This is a genomic window from Micromonospora sp. NPDC085948, from assembly GCF_040686315.1.
In the GTDB taxonomy this organism is placed as follows: domain Bacteria; phylum Actinomycetota; class Actinomycetes; order Mycobacteriales; family Micromonosporaceae; genus Micromonospora.
On record NZ_JBFBJW010000001.1, the window covers coordinates 130,029 to 154,434 of the forward strand.

19 protein-coding genes and 1 pseudogene are annotated in these 24,406 nt (G+C 71.9%); 9 read left to right on the forward strand and 11 right to left on the reverse strand.

The annotated features are described in order from the left end of the window. Positions 1-55: 55 nt before the first annotated feature. Positions 56-1,483: a xylulokinase gene (xylB, locus tag AB0O48_RS00710; RefSeq protein ID WP_365062252.1), complete on the reverse strand. Its 1,428-nt coding sequence runs from the start codon at positions 1,481-1,483 to the stop codon at positions 56-58. A gap of 9 nt (positions 1,484-1,492) precedes the next feature. After that, positions 1,493-2,680: a xylose isomerase gene (gene xylA, locus AB0O48_RS00715; RefSeq protein ID WP_357246204.1), complete on the reverse strand. Its 1,188-nt coding sequence runs from the start codon at positions 2,678-2,680 to the stop codon at positions 1,493-1,495. 78 nt (positions 2,681-2,758) lie between these two features. Between xylA and AB0O48_RS00720 the strand changes: the two genes are divergently transcribed. Next, entirely contained in the window at positions 2,759-3,997 is a 1,239-nt protein-coding gene (locus AB0O48_RS00720; protein WP_357571778.1) for an ROK family transcriptional regulator, read from the forward strand. A gap of 127 nt (positions 3,998-4,124) precedes the next feature. Next, positions 4,125-5,768 (forward strand): SpoIIE family protein phosphatase, encoded by a 1,644-nt coding sequence (locus AB0O48_RS00725; RefSeq protein WP_357571779.1) that lies wholly within the window; start codon positions 4,125-4,127, stop codon positions 5,766-5,768. A 37-nt stretch (positions 5,769-5,805) separates the two neighbouring features. Here AB0O48_RS00725 and AB0O48_RS00730 read toward each other — a convergent pair whose 3' ends face one another. Beyond that, the gene (locus tag AB0O48_RS00730) at positions 5,806-6,471 is read right to left on the reverse strand and encodes a MarR family transcriptional regulator (RefSeq protein WP_357246213.1); all 666 of its coding nucleotides are present in this window, start codon (positions 6,469-6,471) and stop codon (positions 5,806-5,808) included. Between the two features lie 58 nt (positions 6,472-6,529). Between AB0O48_RS00730 and AB0O48_RS00735 the strand changes: the two genes are divergently transcribed. After that, complete coding sequence (locus AB0O48_RS00735; RefSeq protein WP_357246216.1) at positions 6,530-7,660, forward strand: PP2C family protein-serine/threonine phosphatase; 1,131 nt, start codon at positions 6,530-6,532, stop codon at positions 7,658-7,660. A gap of 10 nt (positions 7,661-7,670) precedes the next feature. On the opposite strand, the gene AB0O48_RS00740 is transcribed toward AB0O48_RS00735, so the two are convergent. The 7 genes from AB0O48_RS00740 to AB0O48_RS00770 all read right to left on the reverse strand — a co-directional run bounded on the left by AB0O48_RS00740 (position 7,671) and on the right by AB0O48_RS00770 (position 16,128). Next, positions 7,671-9,137, reverse strand: a complete 1,467-nt coding sequence (locus tag AB0O48_RS00740) for a sugar transferase (RefSeq protein WP_357247132.1) — start codon at positions 9,135-9,137, stop codon at positions 7,671-7,673. A gap of 224 nt (positions 9,138-9,361) precedes the next feature. Next, a complete protein-coding gene (locus AB0O48_RS00745; protein ID WP_357246219.1) occupies positions 9,362-11,119 on the reverse strand; it encodes a substrate-binding domain-containing protein in 1,758 nt (585 codons plus the stop codon). 157 nt (positions 11,120-11,276) lie between these two features. Continuing rightward, the gene (locus AB0O48_RS00750) at positions 11,277-12,314 is read right to left on the reverse strand and encodes a lactonase family protein (protein WP_357246220.1); all 1,038 of its coding nucleotides are present in this window, start codon (positions 12,312-12,314) and stop codon (positions 11,277-11,279) included. An 87-nt stretch (positions 12,315-12,401) separates the two neighbouring features. Then, positions 12,402-13,004, reverse strand: a complete 603-nt coding sequence (locus AB0O48_RS00755; protein WP_357246223.1) for an ATP/GTP-binding protein — start codon at positions 13,002-13,004, stop codon at positions 12,402-12,404. Beyond that, positions 12,985-13,374: a DUF742 domain-containing protein gene (locus AB0O48_RS00760; protein ID WP_357246225.1), complete on the reverse strand. Its 390-nt coding sequence runs from the start codon at positions 13,372-13,374 to the stop codon at positions 12,985-12,987. The genes AB0O48_RS00755 and AB0O48_RS00760 overlap by 20 nt, the downstream gene beginning before the upstream one ends. Next, complete coding sequence (locus tag AB0O48_RS00765; protein WP_357246228.1) at positions 13,364-13,786, reverse strand: roadblock/LC7 domain-containing protein; 423 nt, start codon at positions 13,784-13,786, stop codon at positions 13,364-13,366. Before AB0O48_RS00765 ends, AB0O48_RS00760 begins: the two co-directional genes overlap by 11 nt. After that, positions 13,786-16,128, reverse strand: a complete 2,343-nt coding sequence (locus tag AB0O48_RS00770; RefSeq protein WP_365062256.1) for a nitrate- and nitrite sensing domain-containing protein — start codon at positions 16,126-16,128, stop codon at positions 13,786-13,788. The genes AB0O48_RS00765 and AB0O48_RS00770 overlap by 1 nt, the downstream gene beginning before the upstream one ends. A 397-nt stretch (positions 16,129-16,525) precedes the next feature. Here AB0O48_RS00770 and AB0O48_RS00775 point away from each other — a divergent pair, with 397 nt between their 5' ends. The 5 genes and pseudogenes from AB0O48_RS00775 to AB0O48_RS00795 all read left to right on the forward strand — a co-directional run bounded on the left by AB0O48_RS00775 (position 16,526) and on the right by AB0O48_RS00795 (position 20,865). Then, complete coding sequence (locus AB0O48_RS00775; protein WP_357246234.1) at positions 16,526-17,119, forward strand: hypothetical protein; 594 nt, start codon at positions 16,526-16,528, stop codon at positions 17,117-17,119. A 320-nt stretch (positions 17,120-17,439) separates the two neighbouring features. Then, positions 17,440-17,628, forward strand: a pseudogene (locus AB0O48_RS00780) (hypothetical protein); the annotation flags it as partial. Positions 17,629-18,299: 671 nt separating this feature from the next. After that, positions 18,300-19,958: a sodium:solute symporter family protein gene (locus AB0O48_RS00785; protein ID WP_357246237.1), complete on the forward strand. Its 1,659-nt coding sequence runs from the start codon at positions 18,300-18,302 to the stop codon at positions 19,956-19,958. Positions 19,959-19,973: 15 nt separating this feature from the next. Continuing rightward, a complete protein-coding gene (locus AB0O48_RS00790; RefSeq protein WP_357246239.1) occupies positions 19,974-20,282 on the forward strand; it encodes a hypothetical protein in 309 nt (102 codons plus the stop codon). Positions 20,283-20,478: 196 nt separating this feature from the next. Continuing rightward, entirely contained in the window at positions 20,479-20,865 is a 387-nt protein-coding gene (locus tag AB0O48_RS00795) for a hypothetical protein (RefSeq protein ID WP_357246242.1), read from the forward strand. Positions 20,866-20,983: 118 nt separating this feature from the next. Here AB0O48_RS00795 and AB0O48_RS00800 read toward each other — a convergent pair whose 3' ends face one another. Continuing rightward, positions 20,984-22,786 carry a glycoside hydrolase family 6 protein gene (locus AB0O48_RS00800; RefSeq protein WP_357246245.1) on the reverse strand — a complete coding sequence of 601 codons (1,803 nt, stop codon included), beginning with the start codon at positions 22,784-22,786 and terminating at the stop codon, positions 20,984-20,986. Between the two features lie 624 nt (positions 22,787-23,410). Between AB0O48_RS00800 and AB0O48_RS00805 the strand changes: the two genes are divergently transcribed. Next, positions 23,411-24,406 (forward strand): hypothetical protein (locus AB0O48_RS00805; RefSeq protein ID WP_365062260.1); only part of this gene is annotated, 996 nt, incomplete at its 3' end.

Genomic DNA, 24,406 nt, shown 5'->3' on the forward strand with positions numbered 1-24,406 from the left:
ACGCGGGTGGGTGCCGGTCGACGTGACCCGGCACCCACCTCGTCGATCCGGACGGTCAGCGCCGGTCGAGGACCAGTCCGCGAGCCGCCGCGTACTGGTCCCGCACGGCGGGGACCGGCTCGGCCGCGTACTCCTCGGTGCCCTCGACCGCCCACTGCGGTGGCGTCGGGCCGCCCAGGGCGACCCAGGCGGCCTGGCGGGCGGCGCCGTCGGCGACGTACTCCCCGGCCGGCGGGACGACGACCGGGCAGCCGAAGACCTGCGGGGCGATCCGACGGACCGCGGCTGACCGGGCTCCGCCGCCGACCAGGATGACCCGGCGGACGGTGGCGCCCTGCGCGGTCAACGCGTCCAGGCCGTCGGCGAGCGCGCAGAGCATGCCCTCGACGGCAGCCCGCGCCAGGTGCGCGGGGGTCGACGTGCGCAGGGTCAGCCCGTGCACGGCGCCGGTGGCGAGCGGTCGGTTCGGCGTCCGCTCGCCCTCCAGGTAGGGCACCATGACCAGCCCGTCCGCGCCGGCCGGCGCGGAGAGTGCCAGATCGGCCAGCTCGTCCAGGCTGACGCCGAGCATCGCGGCGGCGGCGTCCAGCACCCGGGCCGCGTTGAGCGTGCAGACCAGCGGCAGGAACCGACCGGACGCGTCGGCGAAGCCGGCGACGGCGCCGCTCTCGTCGGCGGCCGGCACGTCGGCGACGCTGAACACGGTGCCGGAGGTGCCGATCGAGACGACCACGTCACCGGGGCCGGCACCGACGCCGAACGCGGCGGCGGCGTTGTCCCCGGTGCCCGCGCCGAGCAGCGCGCCGCCCGACCCACCCAGCTCGTCGGCCAGCTTGCCGGCCGACTCCGCCGGGCCGAGCACCTCGGGCAGCACCAACTGCCGGCCGAAGCCCCGTTCCAACAGGTCCGGTCGGTAGTCGCCGGTCGCCGACGACCAGTAGCCGGTGCCGCTGGCGTCACCGCGGTCGGTGCGCAGCGCGCCCAACCCCGGGGCGCCGGCCAGCCGCCACGTCAGCCAGTCGTGCGGCAGGCAGACGGCCGCCACGCGGGCCGCCGCCTCCGGCTCGTGGGTGGCCAGCCACCGCAGTTTGGTGATGGTGAAGCTGGCCACCGGGACACTGCCGGCGGCTTCGGCCCAGAACCGACGCCCGGCCGCGCCGCCGCCGGCCTCCTCGACGAGGTCGGCGGCGGCGTCGGCGGATCGGGTGTCGTTCCACAACAGTGCCGGGCGGACCACCCGGCCGTCCTCGTCGAGACACACCATGCCGTGCTGCTGGCCGGCGACGGAGATCGCCGCCACGTCGGCCAACCCGCCGGCCTGGTCGACGGCGCTACGCAGCGCCTGCCACCAGGCTTCCGGGTCGACCTCGGTGCCGTCCGGGTGCGGTGCGCGGCCCTGCCGGAGCAGAGCCCCGGTCTCCGCGTCCCGGATGACCACCTTGCAGGACTGGGTGGACGAGTCGACGCCTGCGACCAACGGCATGGCGGGGCCTCAGCGAGCGCCGAGCAGGTGCTCGACGGCGAGCTGGTTCAGCCGGACGAAGGCGAAGCCCCGCTCGGCGACCGCGTCGACGTCGACATCCTCGAACGCGGACCGGTCGGCCAGGAACTCCTCGTAGCCCTCGCCGTCGTTGAGCGTCGGCGTGTTCAGGTCGCCGACCTTGCTGGCGGCGAGCGCCTCGACCACCTCGGGGTCGGCGCGGAACGCCGCGGCCCGCTCCTTGAGCAGCAGGTAGGTGCTCATGTTGGCCGCCGCCGAGGCCCAGACACCGTCCATGTCCTCGGTGCGGGAGGGCTTGTAGTCGAAGTGGCGCGGCCCGTCGTAGGCCGGCCCGCCGTTGGGGCCGCCGTTCTCCAGGAGGTCCACCAGGGCGAACGCGTTCATCAGGTCACCGTGGCCGAAGACCAGGTCCTGGTCGTACTTGATGCCGCGCTGGCCGTTGAGGTCCAGGTGGAACAGCTTGCCCTGCCAGAGCGCCTGGGCGATGCCGTGGGCGTAGTTGAGCCCGGCCATCTGCTCGTGGCCGACCTCGGGGTTGAGGCCGACCAGCTCCGGGTGGGCCAGCTGGGAGATGAAACCGAGCGCGTGCCCGATGGTCGGCAGCAGGATGTCGCCGCGCGGCTCGTTGGGTTTGGGCTCCAGGGCGAACCGCAGGTTGTAGCCCTTGTCGATGGAGTACTGGGTGAGCAGGTCCACCGCCTCGCGGTAGCGGTCCAGGGCGGCGCGGACGTCCTTGGCGAGGTCGTACTCGGAGCCCTCGCGGCCGCCCCACATGACGAACGTGCTGGCACCCAGCTCGGCGGCCAGGTCGACCTGACGCAGCACCTTGCGCAGCGCGTACCGGCGGACGTCGCGGTCGTTGCTGGTGAAGCCGCCGTCCTTGAAGATCGGGTGGGTGAAGAGGTTGGTGGTGACCATGGGCACCACGAGGCCGGTCTCGTCGAGGGCCTTGCGGAACCGGGCGATGTGCTGGTCCCGGGTGGCGGCGTCGACGCCGAACGGGATCAGGTCGTCGTCGTGGAAGGTGATGCCGTACGCGCCCAGCTCGGCGAGCCGGTGCACCGCCTCGACCGCGTCGAGCTCGGGACGGGTCGCGTCACCGAACGGGTCGCGGGCCTGCCAGCCCACGGTCCAGAGCCCGAAGGAGAACTTGTCGGCGGGGGTGGGACGGGGTGCCATGAGCGACCTCCGGGGTGGTGTTGTCCGCTATTTGTTCAGCGATTGAATTATTTGCTCAGCCTATGGCACTGTCAAGGGGTGAGCCTCACCCACGCCCCGGCCGGCGCAGTCCGTCAGGGCAGTCTGCGCGAGCTCAACCTCGCCCTGGTCCTGGGCCGGATCGCCGCGGCCGACCGACCGCCGTCCCGCGCCGACCTGGCGACCGCGACCGGCCTGACCCGAGCCACGGTGTCCGCGGTGGTCGAGGACCTGCTCGCCGGGCAGTTGGTCAGCGAGTCCGAGCCGGCCCCCCGCGCCGGCGCCGGCCGCCCGGCCCGCGGTCTCGTCCTGGCCGACCAGGGGCCGGCGGGGCTCGGCCTGGAGGTCAACGTCGACTACCTGGCGGTCTGCGTGGTGGACCTCGCCGGACAGGTCCGGCACCGCACCGTGCACCGGGCCGACCTGCGCCCGGTGGCCCCCGCGGACGCCCTCGCCCAGCTTGTCGAGATCGCCGGGACGGCCCGCGACGTCGCCGCCAGCGAGGGCCTCACCCTGGTCGGGGCCGCACTCGCGGTGCCCGGCCTGGTGGACGACGACGGGCTGGTCCGGCTCGCACCGAACCTGGGCTGGCGCGACGTGCCGGTACCCGCGCTGCTCGCCGCGCACCCGCCGCTTGTCGAGCAGGTGCCCGGCGTCCCGGCGCTGGTCGTCGACAACGAGGCCAACCTCGCCGCGCTCGGCGAGCTGCACTCCCGGCCACCCGGCCCGGCCAGCTTCCTGCACATCTCCGGAGAGGTGGGCATCGGCGCCGGCATCGTGCTCGACGGCGCCCTGTTCCGGGGCGTCCGCGGCTGGAGCGGTGAGATCGGGCATCTCCCGGTGCACCCCGAGGGCCGTCCGTGCCGCTGCGGCGGACAGGGCTGCCTGGAGCAGTACGCCGGCCAGGAGGCGATTGTGACCGCCGCCGGGCTGGCCCGGACGGAACTCCCCGCCGACACCGCGACAGCGCGGCTGGCCGAGCTGGCCGAGGCCGGTGACCCGGACGCGCTGCGGGCGCTGCACGACGCCGGGACGGCGCTCGGTGTCGCGGTGGCCGGTGTCGTCAACCTGCTCGACCTGGACACCGTGGTGCTCGGTGGCGGGTACGCGGCGCTGGCACCCTGGCTGTGCCCGCCGGTGCTCGCCGAGATCGCCAGTCGGGTGCTCACGGCCGCCTGGTCGCCGGTCACGGTCCGGCCGTCGCGGCTCGGCGCGGAGGCCGCCGCCGTGGGCGCCGCCGGCTCGGTGGCCCGCCGGATCGTCGCCCAGCCCGCCGGCTGGCTGGGCCGCTCCGGCTGATCGACGCCCCGCGCTCGGTGGTCGGGTGCCCGTCTGGCTCGGTAGCCTTTCCCCAGCCAGCGATCCGCGGCGAGGAGGCGAGAAGCAGGATGCGCACAGGTCGTCAGACGCGCGGTGGCGTCGGACGGTGACCTCGACCCGGCAACCCAGCGGCAGCACCCTGCCAGCGGACGCGAGACGCGCCCGCGAGCTGCTCGACGGGCTCGCCGAGGCCGTGCTGACCACGGACGGGACCGGTCGGGTCACCCTGGCCAACGCCAGGGCCACACACCTGCTCCCGGAGATCACCGTCGGCAGCGACCTGGCCGGCTGCCCGGTGGCCGCCCTGGCCCGAGCGTTCGCCGAGGACGCCGCCCAGTTCGACACCGAGCACCACGGCCGGCGACTACAGGGCACCCGGCGGCAGCTGGCCGACTCCCGGTACGCCTGGTACGTCCGCGACGTCACCGAGGAGCACGCCCACGCCGCCGCGCTGGAGGCCGAGCGCGCCCGCACCGCCTTCCTCGCCCAGGCCGGCGGTCGGCTCGGGCTCGCCCTGCACCGGGACCAGGTGCTCCTGGCCACCACCACCCTCGCCGTGCCGTACCTGGCCGACGTCGCCGTGGCCCTGCCGCGACCGGCCACCCCGACCGAGCCGCACGCCCGTTGGGTCCGGTACGCCGACGGGGAGCCGACCCCGGTCACCGGGCTGACCCCCGCGACCCGGACCGGCAGCGTGCCCGGCCTCGCCGAGGCGCTGAGCGGCGAGTTCGCCGAGCCGAGGCCAGGGCTGGACGCCGAGTTCGCCGAGCCGAGGGCCGAGCCGGACGCCGAGTTCGCCGACCTGGCCACCATGCTTCCGCCCGGATTCGGCCGCCCGGGCGCCGTGCTGGTCAGCCCGCTGACCAGCGGCGACGGATCGGCCGGCGCCCTGCTGCTGATCCGCCGAGTTGGGCGGGCCGGTTTCGACGAGCGTGACCGCGAACTGGCCCGCGAGTTCGCCGCCCGGGCCGGCGCCGCACTGACCAGCGCCGACCTTCATGGCGAGCAGATCCACCTGGCCCAGGTGCTGCAAACAAGCCTGCTCCCGCCCGAGCTGCCCACCGTTACCGGTGTGACCATGGCCGGCGGATACCGGGCCGCCGGGGACACCCTGCGCATCGGTGGCGACTTCTACGAGGTGTTCCCCCACTCACGCGGTGCCCTCTTCGCCCTCGGCGACGTGTGCGGCAAGGGAGTGGGCGCGGCCGTGTTGACCGGCCGGGTCCGCCAGTCGTTGCGGACGCTGCGGCTTGTCGAGCAGCGACCACTGGAGCTGATCCAGCTACTCGACCGGGCGTTGTCCGACGCCCCGGACGCGGCGCGGCGCAACCAGTTGACCACCCTGCTGCTCGGCTCGATCGAGCGCGGGTCCGCCGGGCTGGACATCCGGATCGCCGGCGGGGGCCACCCGGCGCCACTGCTGGTCACCGCCGCCGGCAGGGTCAGCACGGTCCCGGTCGGCGGGATGCCGGTCGGCGCGCTGACCGCCGCACGATTCGCCGAGACCCGGGTGCACCTCGACCCGGGTGACCTGCTGTTCGCGTACACCGATGGGGTGACCTCGGCGCGCGGGCCGGGTGACCTGACGACGTTCGGTGTGGCCCGGCTGCGCGCGGCGCTCGCCTCGGCGGCCGGGCGGACGCCGGCGGCGCTCGTCGAACGGGTGCGGCAGGCGGTCGACGACTGGCTGGCCGGGGAGTCCCACGACGACATCGCGATGCTGGCCGTGGGTGCCCCGACGCCGCAGTGATCGACGGCCCTCCCGGAGGCCGGTGGAATCGAGGTGATCAGGCGGTCCGCGCCACCGGCGGTCCGCCGGCCGACCGGTCCCGGTTGCCGCCGATCGACCGTTCCGGGTCACCCGACGGGTCCGCCCAGACCGTGCGGGTCTGCCGGTCCTGGTCGATCGACACGTCTCCCGAGCGCCCAGCGGGCCGGTCCGGGTCGTGCGGCCAGTCCCCCGGATCCGTCGGGTCACCCGGCGAATCGGTGATCTGCGGCTGCTGCTGGCGAGCGACGTTGTCGAACTCCCGCATGCCGTCGAGCAGCGCGTCGCGGCCCGCGGGGCTCATCCCGGCCAGTACGGCGGCGAGCTGCGCCTGACGGTCGGCCCGCAGTTCGGCGAGGAGCCGACGGCCCTCCGGAGTGAGGTGCAGCGAGATCTCCCGCCGGTCGAAGCGGCCCGGCTCACGCTCCAGCATGCCGGCGGCGACCAGCCGGTCGCAGAGGCGGCTGGCGGAGCTGAGCAGCATGTCGAGCCGGGTGGCCAACCGGCGCAGGTTGATCCCGTCGTGCTGCTCCACCACCATCACCGCGCGTAGCTGGGCGCCGGACACCCGGCCGGCGGTCCCCTCCCGGGCGGATTCCCAGATGCCGAGCAGGGCTGCGGCCGCCACGTCCAGCGCGGCAGCCATACTCGTCTCGGGGTCCGTCGGACGGTGCAGTTCAGCCATGGTGGCCCGAGAGTACTCCGAACCCACTGGTGGTCGAGCTTTCAGCGAGGGAGTGACGATGAGCGAACCGGTCAGTCAGGCACGACGTGCCCTGAATGAGACACCGGCGGACCGGCTCGTCGGCGGTGTCGGGGAGGTGCTCGCCCGGTCGTACGGAATCACCGACGTCGAGCTGTACCAGGTCGACTACCGACTCGCGGAGCTACTGCCACTCACCGAGGGTGACCCGATCACGAATCCCGGGCATCCCGCCTGGCGTGCCTTCGACCACCAGTCGCCGATACTGACCGACGGCACCGCCTGGTTCCCGGTGACGATGCGTGGCGAGCGTCGCGGGGTACTGTGCCTGGCGCCCGTCCCGGACGACCGGAAGGTCCTCGTCGAGCTGGCCGACATCGCCACCGCACTCGCCCACGAGGTGGCGGCGGTCTCCGCCGGCACCGACGTCTACCAGGCGGCGCGGCGGACCCAGCGCCTCACCCTGGCCGCCGAGATGCAGTGGGATTTGCTTCCCGGCCGCAGCCGGATCCGTCCCTCGTTCAGCCTGGCCGGGCAGTTGGAGCCGGCGTACGCGGTGCGCGGCGACAGCTTCGACTGGTCCGACGACGGGGAACGACTCTGGTTGTCCACGATCAACGGCACCGGTGAGGGTGTCGCCGCCTCCCTGCTCACCTCGCTGGCCACCCACGCGCTGCGCAACGCGCGTCGGGCCGGGCTGAGCCTGGCCGACCAGGCCGCCCTCGCCGACCGGGCCCTCTACGACCTGTACCGGGGCGAGCAGCACCTCTCCGCGTTGCTGATGGAGCTGGACCTGCGGTCCGGGATGATGACGGTGGTCGACGCCGGATCACCCCGGCTGGTCCTGCTGCGCGACGGGGAGGTCACCGAGCAGCCCCTGGAGGCGCAGTTCCCCCTCGGCATGTTCGAGGAGACCGACTACCACGAGCAGAAGTTCCCGCTGGAACGCGGCGACCGGCTCTTCGTGGTCAGCGACGGGGTGGTGGAGGCCACCGGGCAGCACGTGCGCTACGGCGAGACGGCACTGGACCGGTTCCTGCGGCGGACCGGGCCGATGGAGCCACTGGAAGCCGTCCGGTCCCTGATCGGTGACCTGCGCGCCTTCGTGGCCGGTGACCTGGTCGACGACGCGGTGGTCGTCTGCCTGGACTGGACCGGCCCGCAACCGTGACCGGCGGTCGTCAGTACGCTCCGCGGCCGTTCAGGACCGCACCGAAGGTCTTCCAGAGGATGGTGAGGTCGGCGGCGAGGGACCAGTTCTCCACGTAGTAGAGATCGAGCCGGATGCCGTCCTCCCAGCTCAGGTCGGAGCGACCGCTGACCTGCCACAGCCCGGTCATGCCGGGCTTGACCAGCAGCCGCCGGGCCACGTCGCCGTCGTAGCGGGCCACCTCCGAGGGCAGCGGTGGCCGGGGGCCGACCATGCTCATCTGACCCAACAACACGTTCACCAGTTGCGGCAGCTCGTCCAGCGACCACTTGCGCAGCAACCGGCCCACGCGGGTGACCCGGGGGTCCTGGCGCATCTTGAACATCAGGCCGTCGGTCTCGTTGCGCGCGGTCAGCTCGGCGAGCAGCGTGTCGGCGTTCACCACCATGGTGCGGAACTTGAACACGCCGAACTCCTGCCCGCCCCGACCGACGCGGACCTGCCGGAAGAGCACCGGGCCCCGGCTGTCCAGTTTGATGGCCAGGGCGATGACCGCGATCAGCGGCATCAGCAGCGCCAACGCCAGCGACGAGGCCGAGCGGTCGACGAGGCCCTTCACCAACTTGCGCGCACCGCGAAACTCCGGTGCCTCGACGTGGATCAGCGGCAGGCCGGCAACCGGGCGGGTGTGGATCCGCGGGCCGGCGACGTCGGTCAGCGCGGGCGCCACGACCAGGTCGATGCCGGTGCCCTCCAACTGCCAGCCGAGGCGGCGCAGCCGGGTCGCGGTCAGCTCTCCGGAGGCGGTGACCGCGACCGTGTCCGCGCCGATGGCCGTGGCGGCCTCCGGGATGCCTCGGAACGACCCCACCACCGGTACGTCGCCCAGTCGCTGTGCCACCGGCGCGAGCAGCGCGTCCGGAATGCACGCGCCGACCACCTGGTAGCCGGCGTACGGCTCGCGACGCAGCGTGTGCACCAACTCCAACACGTGGGCGGTGTCGCCGACCACCAGCACCCGGCGAGACCAGCCGGCACCCATCGAGCGGGCGCGGTGCAGGCGCTTACGGGCGGCGAACCGCGCCACCTCCAGCCCGACGGTGCCCACCCCGAAGGAGATGCCGAGGAAGCCCCGCGACACGCCCAGATCGGTGATGTAGCCGATGATGGCTATCGCGCCGGCCAGGCGCAGGCTCGCGGAGCTGACCCGCCGGTACTCGTCCGCCCCGTAGCCGATCACCCGGTCGTCGTAGCAGCCAAGCGCCTTGAGCGAGATCAGCCAGGCCAGCACCAACCCCGGGGCCACCAGTACGTACGGGACCTCGGAGCCGGTCGGCCGGCCGTCACCGAATCGGGTGACGTAACCGATGAACAGCGCGACGATGAGCACGGTGGTGTCCAGGACCACCATGACCCGGACGTAGGACCGCTCGTCGGCGCGCGCCACCAGCCCGGCGCGATTGTCGTTCGGCTCCGCCGACGTGGCGGGGGTCAACAGTGTCGCCGCGGTCACCGGCCCTCCCACTCTGCTCAGGATGGCCCCGGCCAATGGGTCGGACCGGAGGCGGACCGACCATGCCGGAACAGTCGACATCCTGCCTCGATAACTATGACTACCGATTGCTTCGGACGTATTGCCGTCACTTTTCTTCAACCTGGAAGCCAAAAAAGGCCTGCCTACCGGGGATCCGGTAGGCAGGCCTTCGACCTCGGTGCGTCAGCTCACCGCGGTGCCGGCGGACGACGCGCGATGGCGCTGAGGAAGATGCTGCCGATCTCACTCGGATCCTTGGTGACGAAGACGTCGCCACCGGTCACCTTGGTGATCGACTCGAGCTCGGCCTTGCTGACGCCCTCGCCGATGCCGATCATGATGACCTGGACCGGCCGGTCCGGATCGGCGACCTGCTTGAGCTTGGCGAGCAACTGCTGCTGGTTGAGGCCGTTGTCGTCGTCGTTCTTGCCGTCGGTGAACAGCACGATCGAGTTGACCCGGCCGGGTTGCCAGTTTTCCTGCACCGCCTGGTACGCGGCCAACATGGTGTCGTAGAGGCCGGTGTCGCCGTCGGAGGGTTTGATGCCGCCGAGCGCGCCCTCCAACTGGGCACGTTGGCCGGAGAGCGGGCCGATGCCGACCAACTCCCGGTAGTCCCGGTTGCCGACCAGCTTGGTGGAGAAGGTCCACAGGCCGATCGACCAGGAGTCGTCGAAGAGGCCGAGTCCGCGACGGGCCGCGTCGACGGTGACCTCCTCCCGGCTCCGGTTGTTGGCGGACGGCACCGGGTCCTTCATCGAGCCGGAGACGTCGATGACGGCAAGCATCCGGCCGGGCTGGGTGGCGATCGACCAGCTGGAGACGACCCGCTGGATCGCGGCCGGGTCCAGACCACCCGCGGCGGTGCCGCCGTTCGCCGGCGCGGTCGGCGCGCCGCCGGACGGGCTCGGGGCACCCTGCGGGGCCTTGAAGCCGTCACCCCAGTTGCCGTCCGGCGAGCGCAGCGACTGCGCCGCGAGCCGGTTACGGAAGGAGGGGCTGGTGAGCAGCTCGAACAGCACCCGGGCCGCCGAGGCCTTGCTCGGCTCGATGCCGGGCAGCACCGCGTACGGGTAGTCCAGCGGCATCGGCGCCGGCTCCATGTAGAGCGCGGCGAGCGGCACCGGTGGCTTCTTGCTGTTGAAGGCGATCACGTCCTCTTCGGACAACGCCGCCGCGCCCAGACCGCTCGCGATGGTCGTCGCGTCGTTCGAGGTCGGGAACCGGGCCAGCAGGTCGTTGCGCAGCGAGGATCGACCGGTGGCCAGTGCGCGAAGCGCGCCGACGGTGCTGCGTTGGGCGTCCTCGCCCGCGCCGTTGGCGGCGGCGGTCAGCGAGAGCAGGCCGGACAGGCCGGCCGCGTCGCGGGTCGGCTCGACGATCCCGGTGTGCAGCGGTGTGCTGGTGTTGTTCATCTGCTTGAGCAGGTCGGTCCAGTTGAACTTCTTGTCCGGCCAGCCCAGCCGGAGGGCGATCGGCTCGGGCATCGCGACGACGATGGGGCTGCGCGCGATGGACGCGCCGTTGGTCGGAGCGAACGCGGTCGCGTCCTTCTTCAACCGCAACAGCCAGGTCGAGGAGTCCGGCACCCAGACGTCCGGGCTGACGGCGGTGCCGCTGGCCTGCCCCACACCGGCGAGGACCGCACCGTGCTTGGCCGCCACCACGGCCGCCACGTCGACTGGGTCGGACGCGGAGACGTCGACCCGGATGCAGGTGGGACCCACCGCGGCGCCGTCCTTGACCCACTGGGACGCGGCGGCGTCCACCGCGGGTGCGAGCTCGGAGGCGACCGCCACCGCGAGTCGGATCTCACCCGAGCAGTTGGACTGGATCAACTCCCGATAGCCGAACCACGCGCCGGTCGTGACGACGAGCACCGCCGCCATCGCGGCGGCGGCTGCTAGGTGGAGTTTCGAACGCATGCGATGGCGGCCTGCTGACACGGTGACCATCTTGCGTACAAGGTGCCGTCTCTGCCACATCCGTTCGGCCTAAAGTTACGGAGGAGAAACAGTTGATCACCATTTAGCGACAGAGCGTGACGTAGCGGCCCCGAGGTGTTGCCGAATCAGCGCCGGCTTCACGTCCCTGCGTCGGCCCTCACGGCAGCACACACGTCGGGCTCGGCACCGGCACCGGCTCTCCGATCGCCTCCGGAACGCCGGTCTCGACGTCGCGCCGGAAGACCCGCACCATGTCGGCCCGTTCGTCGGCGACGTAGAGGTGCTCACCGATCAGCGCGAAGTGCCGGGGCCACTCACCACCGGTGTCCACTTCGGCCACCAGTTCGGGCAATTCCCCAGCCAGGGCGAATGCCGACAGGGTCCCCACCCCCCGGTTGGCGACATAGAGAAACCGTCCGTCCGGGCTGACCGCGACCTCCGAGGGCTGCACGTGACCGGGCCGCTCGCTCGCCTCGACCCGACCCCGCTTGTGCAACGCGCCGTCGTCGGTCAGCTCGTACGCGGTGACGGAGGCGTCCAGCTCACCGACGACGTAGCAACGCCGTCCGTCCGGGTGGCGGGCCAGGTGCCGGGGTCCGGTGCCCGGCGTCGTGCGGGTGCGTGGCGCACGGGGCACCAGCCGCCCGCTCGCCGCGTCCAGGTCGTACCGGTAGACCGAGTCGGTGCCGAGATCCACCGCGAGCAGTGGCCCCTGGCCCGGCCCCGGCGAGACCATGTGGGCGTGCGCGTGGTCCTGCCGCTCCGGGTCGGGGCCGTGCCCCTCGTGCACCACCAGGTCGGTGCGCTCGCCGGGCACCCCCTGCGGGTCGAGCGCGAAGACCGCCACGCTGCCGCTGCCGTAGTTGGCCGCCACCAGGTGGCCGCCGTCGGGCACCACCGCCAGGTGGCAGGGCTCGGCCCCGCCTGTCGACCGGCTGCCCAGCGGATCCAGCGCGCCGTCCGGCCCGACCCGCCAGGCGCTGATCTCCCCGGCCGTCAACTCGTTCACCGCGTACAGCACCGGCTGGGTGGGGTGCCGCGCCAGGAAGGAGGGGGACGGGGTGACCGCCACCGTGCCGAGCGGGGTCAGCGCCCCGGTCGTCGGGTCGCGGCGCGCGGCGACGATGCCACTGCCCCGCCCACCGCTCTGCGCGGTGTAGCCCCCGATGTGGACGACCTCACCCTGAGCACTCACGTTCCACTCCTCCGCCGGCATCCTCCGCTGATCCAACCAGAGGCTGCCCGCATCGCCCGCCGGTTAACCGGCTTTGCCGGCCGGATCTCAGGCCGCCGGCACCGGCTCCCCGCGCTGCCGGGCGACATGTTCGACCAGAGAGATCAACACCATCTTTCCGGACTGCCGGTCGCGGGCGTCGCAGAGCACCATCGGCACGTCCGGGTCCAGGTCGAGTGCCCGACGTACGGTCTCCAGGTTGAACCGGCGGGAGTCGTCGAAGCAGTTCACGCCGACCACGAACGGGATGCCACGCTGCTCGAAGTAGTCGATCGACGGGAAACAGTCGGCCAGCCGACGGGTGTCGGCGAGCACCACCGCGCCGAGCGCGCCGAAGGCCAACTCGTCCCACAGGAACCAGAACCGATCCTGGCCCGGGGTGCCGAACAGGTAGACCTGCAGGTCGTCGTTGATGGTGATCCGGCCGAAGTCCATCGCCACCGTGGTGGTCGACTTGCCCTCCACCCCGGAGACGTCGTCGGTGCCGATCCCGGCGCCGGTCAACACCTCCTCGGTCTGCAACGGGCGCACCTCGCTCAGGGCACTGACCAGTGTCGTCTTGCCAGCTCCGAAGCCGCCCGCGATGAGGATCTTCAGTGCCAGCGGGATGGTGGTGCTGGTGCCCGTATGGTCATAGCGCACGGAGTCCACTGACCACCGCCTTGAGGATGTCGTCGTCGGGAAGTTTTCCGGCGGCCGGCGGCTCGTGCACCGCAACCAGCCCCTCGGCCAGGAGATCACCGAGTAGTACCCGGACCACACCGACCGCGAGGTCCAGTTCGGCTGCCAACTCGGCCACCGACACCGGCCGGAGGGCCAACGCGATCAGCCGTCGATGCTCCGGGAGCAGGTGTGGATGGCCGGCGTCGTCGACGTCCGATTCCGCAAGCACGATCGCGACCAGGTCGAAGCCGTCGCCGGCGGAACGGACCCGGCCTTTGGTGAGGGTGTACGGGCGCACCACCGGGCCGGCCTCGCCGTCCAGCCACTCGTGTTGCGGCCCGGGCGGCTCAGCCCGCATCACCGTCTCCCGCCGACGATCGGGCCGGCGCGGCGAGGCTCTCCCCCACCCGGATGACAAGCATCGCCATCTCGTACGCGACCAACCCGATGTCCGCGGCGGCGTCGCTCACCACCGCCAGGCACGCGCCCTGCCCGGCGGCCGTGACGAAGAGGTACGCCGACTCCATCTCCACCACCGTCTGCCGGACCGGGCCGCCGTCCACGTGCCGGCTGGCGCCCCGCGCCAGGCTGGAGAAGCCCGCGGCGAGCGCACACAGGTGCTCCGCGTCGGAGCGCTCCAACTCGGCCGAGCAGCCGAGCAGGAGACCGTCGGCGGACAGCACCACCGCCTCCCGGGCCGCCGGCACACGTTGCACCAGCTCGTCGAGCAACCAGTCCAGGCCGGCGCTCTGCTTCGTCGAATGCCGCACTAGGCGTCCCTCTCAGTCGCGGTCGGGGGTTCGGGGGGCGTCGCCGGGCTGGCCGGGGCCGCCGGTCCGGGTGGCACTGCCGGAGCAGCCGGGGTGGTGACGGTGGCGCGTCCGCGCGCCGTGCCGGCCTGCAGGGCCGCCATCACCCGGCGCACCTCCTCGGGAGACCGGGGCGCCGGGGTGTCGGCGACTGTCGACCGGGGTTGGGCGGCCGCGGGAGTACGACGTCGCACCCGGCGGGGCAGACCGTCCAGCTCGTCGTCCGCGGCCGACCCCCCGTCGACCGGCCCGCCGCCCGAGGTCGGTACGCCGGTGGGTGGGGCGGACGGTGCGGCGACGGCGCGCGGCCCGGTGGGTGGGCGGGTGCGGGGCACGGCACCCCGACGAGCCGTCCGGGCCAGCCGCCGGGCCGGGTCGGCCGACGCGGCGGGAAGCGTCGCGGGGTCGGGGCCGGCCGGCGGCTCGGCGGTCACCAGGCCGGCGGGGATCAGCACCACCGCGGTCACCCCGCCCTGCTCGGAGGAACGCAACCGCACCCGTACGCCGTGCCGGGCCGCCAGCCGGGCCACGACGAACAGGCCGAGCCGGGCGCTCTGCGCCGGGTCGAACTCGGGCGAGCTGGCCAGCCGGGTGTTGGCGGTCTCCAGGGCCGCGGCGGACATGCCCAGCCCCTGGTCGGTGATCTCCAGGGCGTACCCGTTGGCCACCCGTTCCCCGGTGACGGTGACCCGGGTGTCCGGCGGGGAGAAGGCGGTGGCGTTCTCGACCAGCTCGGCGAGCAGGTGGATGACGTCGCCGACCGCCCGGCCGAGCACGCCGGCGGGCTGCGCGCCGGCGATGTCCACCCGGTCGTACGCCTCGACCTCGGAGATCGCGCCGCGGATCAGGTCGACCATCGCGACCGGGTTTCGCCAGCCCCGGCCGGGCGCGGAGCCGGCGAGGATGACCAGGTCCTCGGCGTGCCGGCGGAGCCGGGTCGCCAGGTGGTCGACCTGGAAGAGCTCGGCCAGCTCGTCCGGGTCCTCGGCACGGCGCTCCATGCGGTCCAGCAGGTGCAACTGACGGTGCACCAGGCTCTGGCTCCGGCGGGCGATGTTGAGGAAGACCTCGTTGAGCCCACGGCGCAGGGCGACCTCGTCCACGGCGGCTTGGACGGCGGTGCGCTGCACCTCGGTGAAGGCGCGGCCGACCTCGCCGATCTCGTCGTGGCCGTACTCCAGTGGCGGCGCCTCCCGGGCGACGTCGACCTGCTCGCCGCGCCGCAACCGGGCCACCACGTCCGGGAGACGGTGCTCGGCCAATTCCAGCGCGGCGGTGCGGACGCCGGTGAGGCGCTGGGCCAGCGTGCGGCCGAGCCGCAGCGCCACCAACACCGAGACCACCACGGCGACGAGCCCGAGCACACCGGCGGCGGCGAGCCGTGCCAGGATGCGTACCGCCATCGGCACCGAGCGGTCGGTGAGACCGTCGGCCTCGGCCAGCTCGAAGTCGCGCAACTGCTGCTGCACCGCGTCATGGCTGGTCTGCCAGGCCGCCGCGTCGACCGGCGGCCGGCCCGACCGGTTGGCCACGACCAGCGCGTCCTGCATCGTGCGCAACCGGGTGAACGCCTCGCCCTCGGCCAACCGCTGGTACGCGGCCCGATCGGCCGCGGGCAGGTCGGCCACGGCGCTGTCGGTGAGCCACCGTTGGTTGCCGATGGCCTGCACGAGTTGGGTGTGCTCCCCCTCGGCGAACCGTCCGGCGCTCAGCGCGCCGGCCAGCAGCGCGTCGCCCTGGCCGAGCAGCTCCCGGGAGCGGCCCAACGCGGTGAGTGCCAGTGCCTGCCGGTTGAGGTCCGGGTCGTTGAGGGTCGCCATCGCGGAGAACGCCTGGAAGGCCGCGGTGACCATGCCGCTGTAGAGGCCGACCGCGCCGCTGCGGTCCAGACTGCGGTCGTCGATGAATGTCCGACCGGCCGGCAGCGCCGCCAGTGCGGTGACCAGATGGTCGATCCGGGCCTCCAGCGCGTCGTTCGCGGCGTCGCGCAGGGCTTCACCGTCGACGCGGCGGCGCAGCTCGGCGATGGCCCGGTCGGTGCGCTCCCGTTGCTCGGCCAGGACGGGCAGCCGGGTGGTGCCCGCGAGCTGCACGACCGAGAGTCGGCGTTCCCGTTGCAGCTCGGTGACCACGACCTCGCCGGGGCGACCCAGGTCGTACAGCAGGGTGCGAGCGGAGAGCAGATCCAGGGCGGGACCGAAGGTCAGCGTGGTCGCGAAGATCCACAGCGCCAGGAGCGCGGTCACCGGCACGACGACCAACGCGGTCAGCTTCGAGCGGATCGGCCAGTCGCGGGTTCTCATCAGACCTCGCCCGTGCAGGGGTGGCAGGAGGGGTGCCGGCACCGCCGGGCAACGCGTCGGCCGGCTGCGCGCCCGGCGTGACGCCGGGCACCGGCGCGGGCGCCTTGGGCAGGATACGTAATCAAGGGCCGTTGCACTACTGCCCGTCGCGCCGACATCGACGCTCCGAGATGCCTTGCGGGCGACCGCGGATCCGCACCCGGTCGACCTGAGCAGGCGCGTTTTCTGGACCTGGTCAGGTCTGGGCCGGTCGGCGGGGCGGCAGCGCCGGACAGCGCTTCTCCCGTCCCGGAGGCAAGCCGGCCAGCGTCCCGGAGGCAAGCCGGCCAGAAAGTACCCCGGATCGGGATTGGCGATCAGTGCGCGGAGGGAATACCAGGTGACGAAGGAGGAGCCCATGTCGCCCACGCAGGTAATCGTCATCGTGCTCGTCGTGCTCGTGGTCGTCGCGGTGCTGGCCGTGGCCGTCCGGTCGCTCGGCCGCCGTCGCGCGCTGCGCGACCGGTTCGGGCCGGAGTACGACCGGGTGGTGGAGGAGCAGGACAGCCGATCCGCCGCCGAGCGCGAACTGCGCGACCGGGAACGCCGGCACGCCGAGCTCACGCTCACCCCGCTCAGCCCGGAGTCCCGGGCCCGCTACAGCGCCGCCTGGGAGGAACTCCAGGTGCGCTTCATCGACTCGCCCGGCGATACCGTGGACGACGCTGACGAACTGGTCACCCGGCTCATCGAGGAGCGGGGCTACCCCACCGGGGACTTCTCCGACCAGATCGCCCACCTCTCCGTCGACCATGCGCGCACGCTGACCAACTATCGGGACGCGCACAACATCAACCTGCGCAACTCCGAGGGCGAGGCCAGTACCGAGGAGCTGCGGCAGGCGATCGTGCACTACCGGGCACTCTTCGCCGACCTGCTCGGCGAGGAGCCGGTCGGCCACCGTACGCCCGAACAGCGCCACCACCCGGACCACGACTCCACGAGCCGCTGAGGAGGCCACCGATGCGCCAGGAAGAGCAGCAGGTGAGCAACGACCACCCGGAGGCCGTCCGGTCCGCGCCCGTCCCGGTACCGCCCACCGGCGACCGGGCCGGCCGCTCGGACGTCCCCGAGGACGCCCTGGACGACCGGGGCACCTTCGACGACCAGACCGCCCCGAACGAGCGGAACGCCTCGAACGAGTGGACCGCCCCCGGCGAGCGAGCCGGCGACACCGACCGGGACGCCGCGTACGACCCGGTCGACGACGAGCGAGCCGACGACTCCGACCCGCGCCACCGGCGGGACGACCGCTCCGCCGACGAGGGCGGTTTCCACGAGCCGGGGCCACTGCCCACGGCGTTCGGCGCCACCACGGTGGCCGACGCGGTGGCGGCCTCGGCACTCGCGAGCCCCAACCCGCAGGATCAGCCGGACGCTCGGGCCGAGCGGACGGCCCAGCCGGGCGACGGCGCCGAGGACGGCGAGCGTGAGGGCCTGCGGGCCGACCCCACGGCCGAGTTGCACCGCCGCGACGTCGCCCCGGGGACCGACCCCGACGCGGTGGCCGCCGGCTACGGTAGCGCCGCGCCGGAGATGGTCGATCCGGACGCGGACGGCGAGCCGGTCGACACCGAGGGCGACGGCACCTCGTTGGGGGCTGCCGGGACGTCCCGGCCCGCCGGGTCGACCGTCGCGGCCGAGCCGGCGACACTCCTGGACACCGACACCGCGCAGGGCTTCCGGGACCGCTGGCGCGACGTGCAGCTGCGTTTCGTCGATGATCCGCACGCGGCGGCCGGCGAGGCGCAGTCGCTGGTGGAAGAGGCCATTCAGGCTCTCTCGTCGGCGCTGGCCGCCCAGAAGAACACGTTGGGCGGGTGGCAGGACGCCGGCTCGGCCGACACCGAGCAACTGCGGATGGCGGTGCGCAACTATCGGGACTTCCTGGACCGCGTACTGGGTCGCTGAACGACGCGCCACCGAGGGGCGCTCCGGCCGGTCGGCCGGGGGCGCCCCTCGCCCTGTGCGGCGGGTACGCCTCGCCGTCGACGAGCCGGTCGGCAGGCGCGTGACATCCCCCAATCCGCCCGAACCTCACCCAACCAGCGTCGAGGCGTGAAAACGTCCGGACGGGGTAATAGGGCGCGCGCGCACCAACCAGCGCAGACGTCGGGACGAGGGGTGACGGGATGGACGGCGACGGTCTTCGGCTCAACATGAACGGCCTGGACTACCTGATCCTGGCGCTGTACTTCGTCACCGTCCTCGGGGTCGGCATCGCCGCGCGCCGGGCGATCCGGACCAGCGTCGACTTCTTCCTCTCCGGCCGGTCCCTGCCGGCCTGGGTGACCGGGCTCGCCTTCGTCTCGGCGAACCTGGGCGCGCTGGAGATCATCGGTATGGCCGCGAACGGCGCCCAGTACGGCGTCATGACGGTCCACTACTACTGGATCGGCGCGGTGCCGGCGATGGTCTTCCTCGGCATCGTGATGATGCCCTTCTACTACGGCTCCAAGGTCCGCAGCGTGCCCGAGTACCTGCGGCTGCGGTTCAACCGCCCCACCCACCTGCTCAACGCGCTCAGCTTCGCCGTCGCCCAGGTGCTCATCGCCGGCGTGAACCTCTACGCGCTGGCCCTGGTGATGCAGGCACTGCTCGGCTGGCCGCTCTGGACCGCGATCGTGGTCGGCGCGGCGATCGTCCTGGCGTACATCACCATCGGTGGTCTGACCGGCGCGATCTACAACGAGGTGCTTCAGTTCTTCGTCATCCTGGCGGGCCTCATCCCGGTCACCGTGATCGGCCTGGTCAAGGTCGGCGGGGTGAACGGCCTGATGGACGCGGTACGCGACTCCAAGCTCGGCGAGGCGGGCCTGCACGCCTGGCAGGACACGGGCAGCACCGCCAACCCGCTGGGCGCGCAGTGGATCGGCATCGTCTTCGGCCTCGGTTTCGTGTTGTCCTTCGGCTACTGGACGACGAACTTCGCCGAGGTGCAGCGGGCGCTGTCCGCGAAGAACATGAGCGCCGCCCGGCGTACGCCGATCATCGCCGCGTACCCGAAGCTGTTCATTCCCCTGGTCACGGTGATCCCCGGCCTGGTGGCCCTGGTGACGGTCAAGGGCCTGGGGGCGGAGACCGGCGACCTGCAGTACAACAACGCGATCCCGCTGCTGATGCGCGACCTGCTCCCCAACGGCGTGCTCGGCGTCGCGGTCACCGGTCTGCTGGCGTCGTTCATGGCCGGCATGGCGGCCAACGTGAGCGGTTTCAACACCGTCTTCACCTACGACATCTGGCAGGCGTACATCCGTCGCGACCGGCCGGACGACTACTACGTGCGGGTCGGTCGGTGGGCGACGGTCGCCGCCGTGGTGGTCGGCATCGGCACGGCGTTCATCGCGGCCGGGTTCAGCAACATCATGAACTACATCCAGGCGCTCTTCTCCGTCTTCAACGCGCCACTGTTCGCCACCTTCATCATCGGCATGTTCTGGAAGCGGATGACCGCCCTCGCCGGCTTCTGGTCGCTGCTGCTGGGCACCCTGGTGTCGCTGAGCCTCTACCTGCTCTACAAGGGCGGCGTGATCGACTTCAACTCCGACCTGGAGGAGAGCTTCTGGGGCGCCGGTCTCGCCTTCGTCACGGCGGTGGTGGTCGCCGCGATCATCACCCCGCTCACCGCGCCCAAGCGCGACGAGGAGTTGCGCGGGCTGGTCTACGGCATGGGCGGCGTCGACCTCAAGGGGGACGTGCTCGCCGGGGACGCCGTCTGGTACCGCTCCCCGGTGCTGCTCGGTCTGATCGCGGTCGCGCTGGCCGCCCTCTTCTACATCCCGGTCTTCTAGGAAAGGAGTCGGCAGATGAGCAACGACGGCCAGCCGGCACAGGACCCGCTGATCGACGAGTCGCAGGAGGAGCAGCGCCGATCCGCCGCCGCCCGACTGTTCGACGTCCGCCGGGTGATCGGTGGCCTCTTCGTGGCGTACGGGGTGATCGTGACGTTGATCGGCGTCTTCGACAGCGCCGCCGAGATCGACAAGGCCCAGGGTGTCCGGATCAACCTGTGGGCCGGGTTGGTGATGCTCGTCTTCGGCCTGCTCATGCTGTTCTGGCAGTGGCGGCGCCCGGCGGAGCCGCCGGCCGCCAACGAGAAGCAACCCGGCACCTGACGGCTGCTCCTTCGGCCTGAGCGAGACCCGTCGGCCTGAGCCCGCCCCGTCGGCCTGAGCCCGCCCCGTCGGCCTGAGCCCGCCCCTTCGGCCTGAGCCCGCCCCTTCGGCCGGTGCCCGGCCCTTCGGCATGAGCCCGGCACGAGGGGGTACGCCAGGGGCAGCAGGCAACGTGTCGGACACAGGAGGCACCACCATGACCGATCGCGATCGGCAACCGCCGTTGGAGGACAGCCCGGAGGTCGCCTCGGCGGTGGACGACGACGCCACCGTCCCGCAGTTTCGGACCGGCGGCGGCCCCGACCGGGACACTCCCGGGTTCGCCGAGCCTCGCAGCCGGCCGGACGACCTCGCGCCGGACACCGACGAGCTGATCGGCGACCCGTACGGTGCCGGCACCGGGGCGACCGGGACGGGCACCGGGGCCGGCGGCGACAACATCCGCACCGGCGCGGAACAACCCTGGGAGCCGGAGGACCTGGTGATGGCCCGCGGGCAGGACCTCACCCCGGAGAACCTGGACAAGGCCCGCCGCGATCTGGCTGAGCAGGGTCGGGCGGCCATCGAGCGCACCGTGCCCTGATCGGACACGAAGGGGGGTCCCCGACCCGACCTTGACGGTCGGGCCGGGGACCCGGGGGACCTGCCGCCGGCAGTGCCTCACCTACTGCCGGCGGCGGGTGGTTACGGTCGCGATCCGGTCAGAGCGCCGGGTACGCGTTGCGCATGAGCTCCTGGAACTGCGCGGAGAACCACGCACCGGAGATCGGCGCGTCGCCCAGTGCCCCGGACGGGTTGTTGCCGTTGCGGGCGTTACCGCCGTACGTCGGGTCGCACATCCGGTCGAAGCCCTTGCCCTCGTTGTTCGGGATCTCCTTGCTGGAGCCGTCCGACTCACCCGGCGGCTTCACCCAGACGTACGCGTCGATGCCCGCCGCCGGGGTCGCCCGGGGCCGCTCACCGAGACCGGCGCCGGCCTGGTTGCACCAGTTGCCGAGGTGGGCCCGGCGGTCGATGCGACCACCGTTGACGTAGGCGTCCACGCTGGTCATCGGGCCCGGCCCGGTGGGCCGCGCGGAGCCGCCCCAACCGTTGCGGGACGTGTCGATCAGCATGCCGATGTTCGAGTTGAAGCCGACCGAGACCAGCTGGTTGCGGAACGCCTGGGCGAACGACAGCTCGTCGACGTAGAAGTTCCAGTCAACCCACTTGGACTGCCGCACCGTCTGACCGTTGACGTTGTCGGTGACCTTGAAGTGCGGCTCCTGCAGCGCCGAGTAGTTCGCGGTGTTGGTGATGAACCCGTGCACGTTGTTGACAGTGCTGCCGGAGGCGACCGCGGCGGTCTTCAGGATGTTGGAGGTCGGGACGAAGTTGGAGTCCCAGCCGAGCCAGCCGTGGTGGCCGGCGTCGATGTAGTTGTAGACGTTGCCGAGCGAACCCAGCTTGGCCAGCGCGTAGCCGACACCGTTGACGTAGGCGCCGTTGGCCTTGACCGTGTCGCACATGACCGTGCCGCCGGGCTGACCCGAGGTGTTGGTCACGATGTTCGGCAGCGAGTCGATCTCGATGATGTTGATGATCCGCAGGTTGCGGTACTTCGACTCACCCTGGATCGCGGCGATCGGGTCGATGTACTCGGCCTTGTACTTGGGCAGCTCGTCCGGACCCAGCTCACCGTTGGAGGAGAGCGCGGAGCAGTCCCGGCCGGGCAGGTTGTAGATGACGAACTGAATGTAGCCAGCGCCCTGGCGCAGCGCCTCGTCCAGGTGGTCACGCACCCCGAAGGCACCGTTCGAGCTGCTGTCCGGGGTGCCGTTGATCGCGGCGATCCGGTCCAGCCAGACGGCGGTGGGGTTGTTGGAGACCCGGCTTCCGCCCGGCTCGGCGTCCGCCTTGGCCTTCCACTCCGGGTTCACGTAACCCGGCACCCCGACGTACGGGTTGTCCACCTTCTGCCCCGGCGGCGTGCTGGTCGGGGGCGCGCTGGTCGGCGGTGCGCTGGTCGGAGGCGCGCTGGTGGGCGGCGCGGACGTCGGCGGCACGCTGGTCGGCGGCGCGGAGGTCGGGGTGACACCGCCGTTGCAGACCACGCCGTTGAGGGTGAACGAGGTCGGCTTCGGGTTGCTGCCGCTCCAGGCGCCGTTGAAGCCGATGTTCGCCGACGCGCCGGCGGCCAGGGTGCCGTTGTAGGACATGCTCCGGGCGGTCACCTGGCTGCCGGACTGACTGAACTCGGCCGACCAACCCTGCTGCACCCGCTGGCTGGAGTTGGGGAAGGTCCAACCCAGCGTCCAGCCGTTGACCGGGTCGCCGAGGTTCTTGATGGTGATGCTCGCGGTGAAGCCGCCGGACCAGTCGTTCGTCGTGTAGCCGATCTCGCACTGCGTCGCGGCCTGCGCCGCCGTAACCGGAATCGTTACCAACCCACCGGCGACCAGGGCACCCGCGCCGGCGAGCGCGAGGGCCCGGCGTTGGCCGGACAGCCTTCTCCACATATTCATGCCACTGATCTCCTTGGGCGAGACCGGGCCCACGTACGGCCCGGCGAGACGGCCCGGTGGGCGTCCTGCACGGACGGCCGCCGGCGCCAACGGGATTCTTTCGGGGACGCCCGACCCGGACGGGCGATGGTGGTGGTGGTGGTGCACGACCGGCACGGTGGCCGGTCGATCGACGGCGGGATGTCGCCCCGGTGACACCGGGTGCCCTCGACTGCCTGCCTGCGCGGTGTGGCTCCCCCGAACCGCGTGCGCCGATTCTTGCATGGGAGCGCTTCCATGGCAATGGCTCGATGCGTCGCGGGCCGGCGGGGCTCGCCTGCGGAGCCGTTTCGGACGATACCCCCGAGTTCGCCCGAGCGGCACGTCCGAGACGCGGGCGGCACTACCGGATGGCCGGAGCGGGTCCGACACGACGAATACCGAACGCCGTGGGCCAACCGCAAGGCGGCGCGGTGCCAGAGATGACGCGGCGCGCACTGAAAGCCGCGTAGCACCCCTTCACCTCTTACCGGGCCAAAGGTCAAAACGCGAATCTTTCACTTCATAAGTCATGAAACGGTCTAACGTCGGTCTTAGCTCGGTTGTCGCCGGGCTCAGGACAACAGGGATGGAGTGACGCAGGTCATGGCTAAGAAGATGCTCGGGAAGGTCGTTGCGGGCGCCGCGCTCGGCGGCGCGTCGCTCCTGGTGTTCGCACCGGGGATCGCCTACGCCAACGGCCACGACGACGGCAGGGACCAGGACGGCAAGGTCTACGCCAAGCCGCACGTCGTCAAGGCCGGCGAAGAGATCAAGCTCCTCGAGATCTGCCCGGATCGGCAGGAGCACGCGTTCGTGTGGTCCAAGGTCACCGGCAAGGTCAAGCTCGAGCCGGCCAAGGAAGACCGGGGCGAGGACCGCGAGTGGGGCGAGGAGGAGGACTCCTACGACCACGAGAACGGCAAGGACGACGAGGGCAAGGACGAGAACGGCAAGGACGACAAGGGCAAGGACGACAAGGGCAAGGACCACGAGGGCAAGGACGAGAACGGCAAGGACGAGCACGGCAAGGACGACAAGGGCAAGGACCACGAGGGCAAGGACGAGAACGGCAAGGACGAGCACGGCAAGGACGACAAGGGCAAGGACGACAAGGGCAAGGACGAGAACGGCGGCCAGGGTGGCGGCGCTGCCGCCGACGCCTACGAGGACGAGGACAGCAAGGACTGGAAGGGCGAGGAGCACGGCCAGGACGCGGACGACAGCCGCGAGGAGAAGGACTGGAGCTCCAAGGACGAAGACAAGAAGGACTGGGAGTCCAAGGACGAGCACGGCTCGGACAAGGGCTGGGAGTCCAAGGACGAGCACGGCTCGGACAAGGGCTGGGAGTCCAAGGACGAGCACGGCTCCGACAAGGGCTGGGAGTCCAAGGACGAGCACGGCTCCGACAAGGGCTACGACTCGAAGGACGAGGACGAGTACAGCTCCGACAAGAGCTGGGAGTCCAAGGACGAGCACGGCTCCGACAAGGGCTACGACTCCAAGGACGAGGACGAGTACAGCTCCGACAAGAGCTGGGAGTCCAAGGACGAGCACGGCTCCGAGTACGGCTCCGACAAGGGCTGGGAGAACAAGGACGAG

Coding starts and splice junctions, on each gene's coding strand:
- AB0O48_RS00760 (WP_357246225.1), bottom strand. CDS start 13,374: ATGCGGGCTGAGCCGCCCGGGCCGCAACACGAGTGGCTGGACGGCGAG.
- xylA (WP_357246204.1), bottom strand. CDS start 2,680: ATGGCACCCCGTCCCACCCCCGCCGACAAGTTCTCCTTCGGGCTCTGG.
- AB0O48_RS00730 (WP_357246213.1), bottom strand. CDS start 6,471: ATGGCTGAACTGCACCGTCCGACGGACCCCGAGACGAGTATGGCTGCC.
- xylB (WP_365062252.1), bottom strand. CDS start 1,483: ATGCCGTTGGTCGCAGGCGTCGACTCGTCCACCCAGTCCTGCAAGGTG.
- AB0O48_RS00785 (WP_357246237.1), top strand. CDS start 18,300: ATGGACGGCGACGGTCTTCGGCTCAACATGAACGGCCTGGACTACCTG.
- AB0O48_RS00770 (WP_365062256.1), bottom strand. CDS start 16,128: ATGAGAACCCGCGACTGGCCGATCCGCTCGAAGCTGACCGCGTTGGTC.
- AB0O48_RS00795 (WP_357246242.1), top strand. CDS start 20,479: ATGACCGATCGCGATCGGCAACCGCCGTTGGAGGACAGCCCGGAGGTC.
- AB0O48_RS00775 (WP_357246234.1), top strand. CDS start 16,526: ATGTCGCCCACGCAGGTAATCGTCATCGTGCTCGTCGTGCTCGTGGTC.
- AB0O48_RS00735 (WP_357246216.1), top strand. CDS start 6,530: ATGAGCGAACCGGTCAGTCAGGCACGACGTGCCCTGAATGAGACACCG.
- AB0O48_RS00800 (WP_357246245.1), bottom strand. CDS start 22,786: ATGAATATGTGGAGAAGGCTGTCCGGCCAACGCCGGGCCCTCGCGCTC.
- AB0O48_RS00790 (WP_357246239.1), top strand. CDS start 19,974: ATGAGCAACGACGGCCAGCCGGCACAGGACCCGCTGATCGACGAGTCG.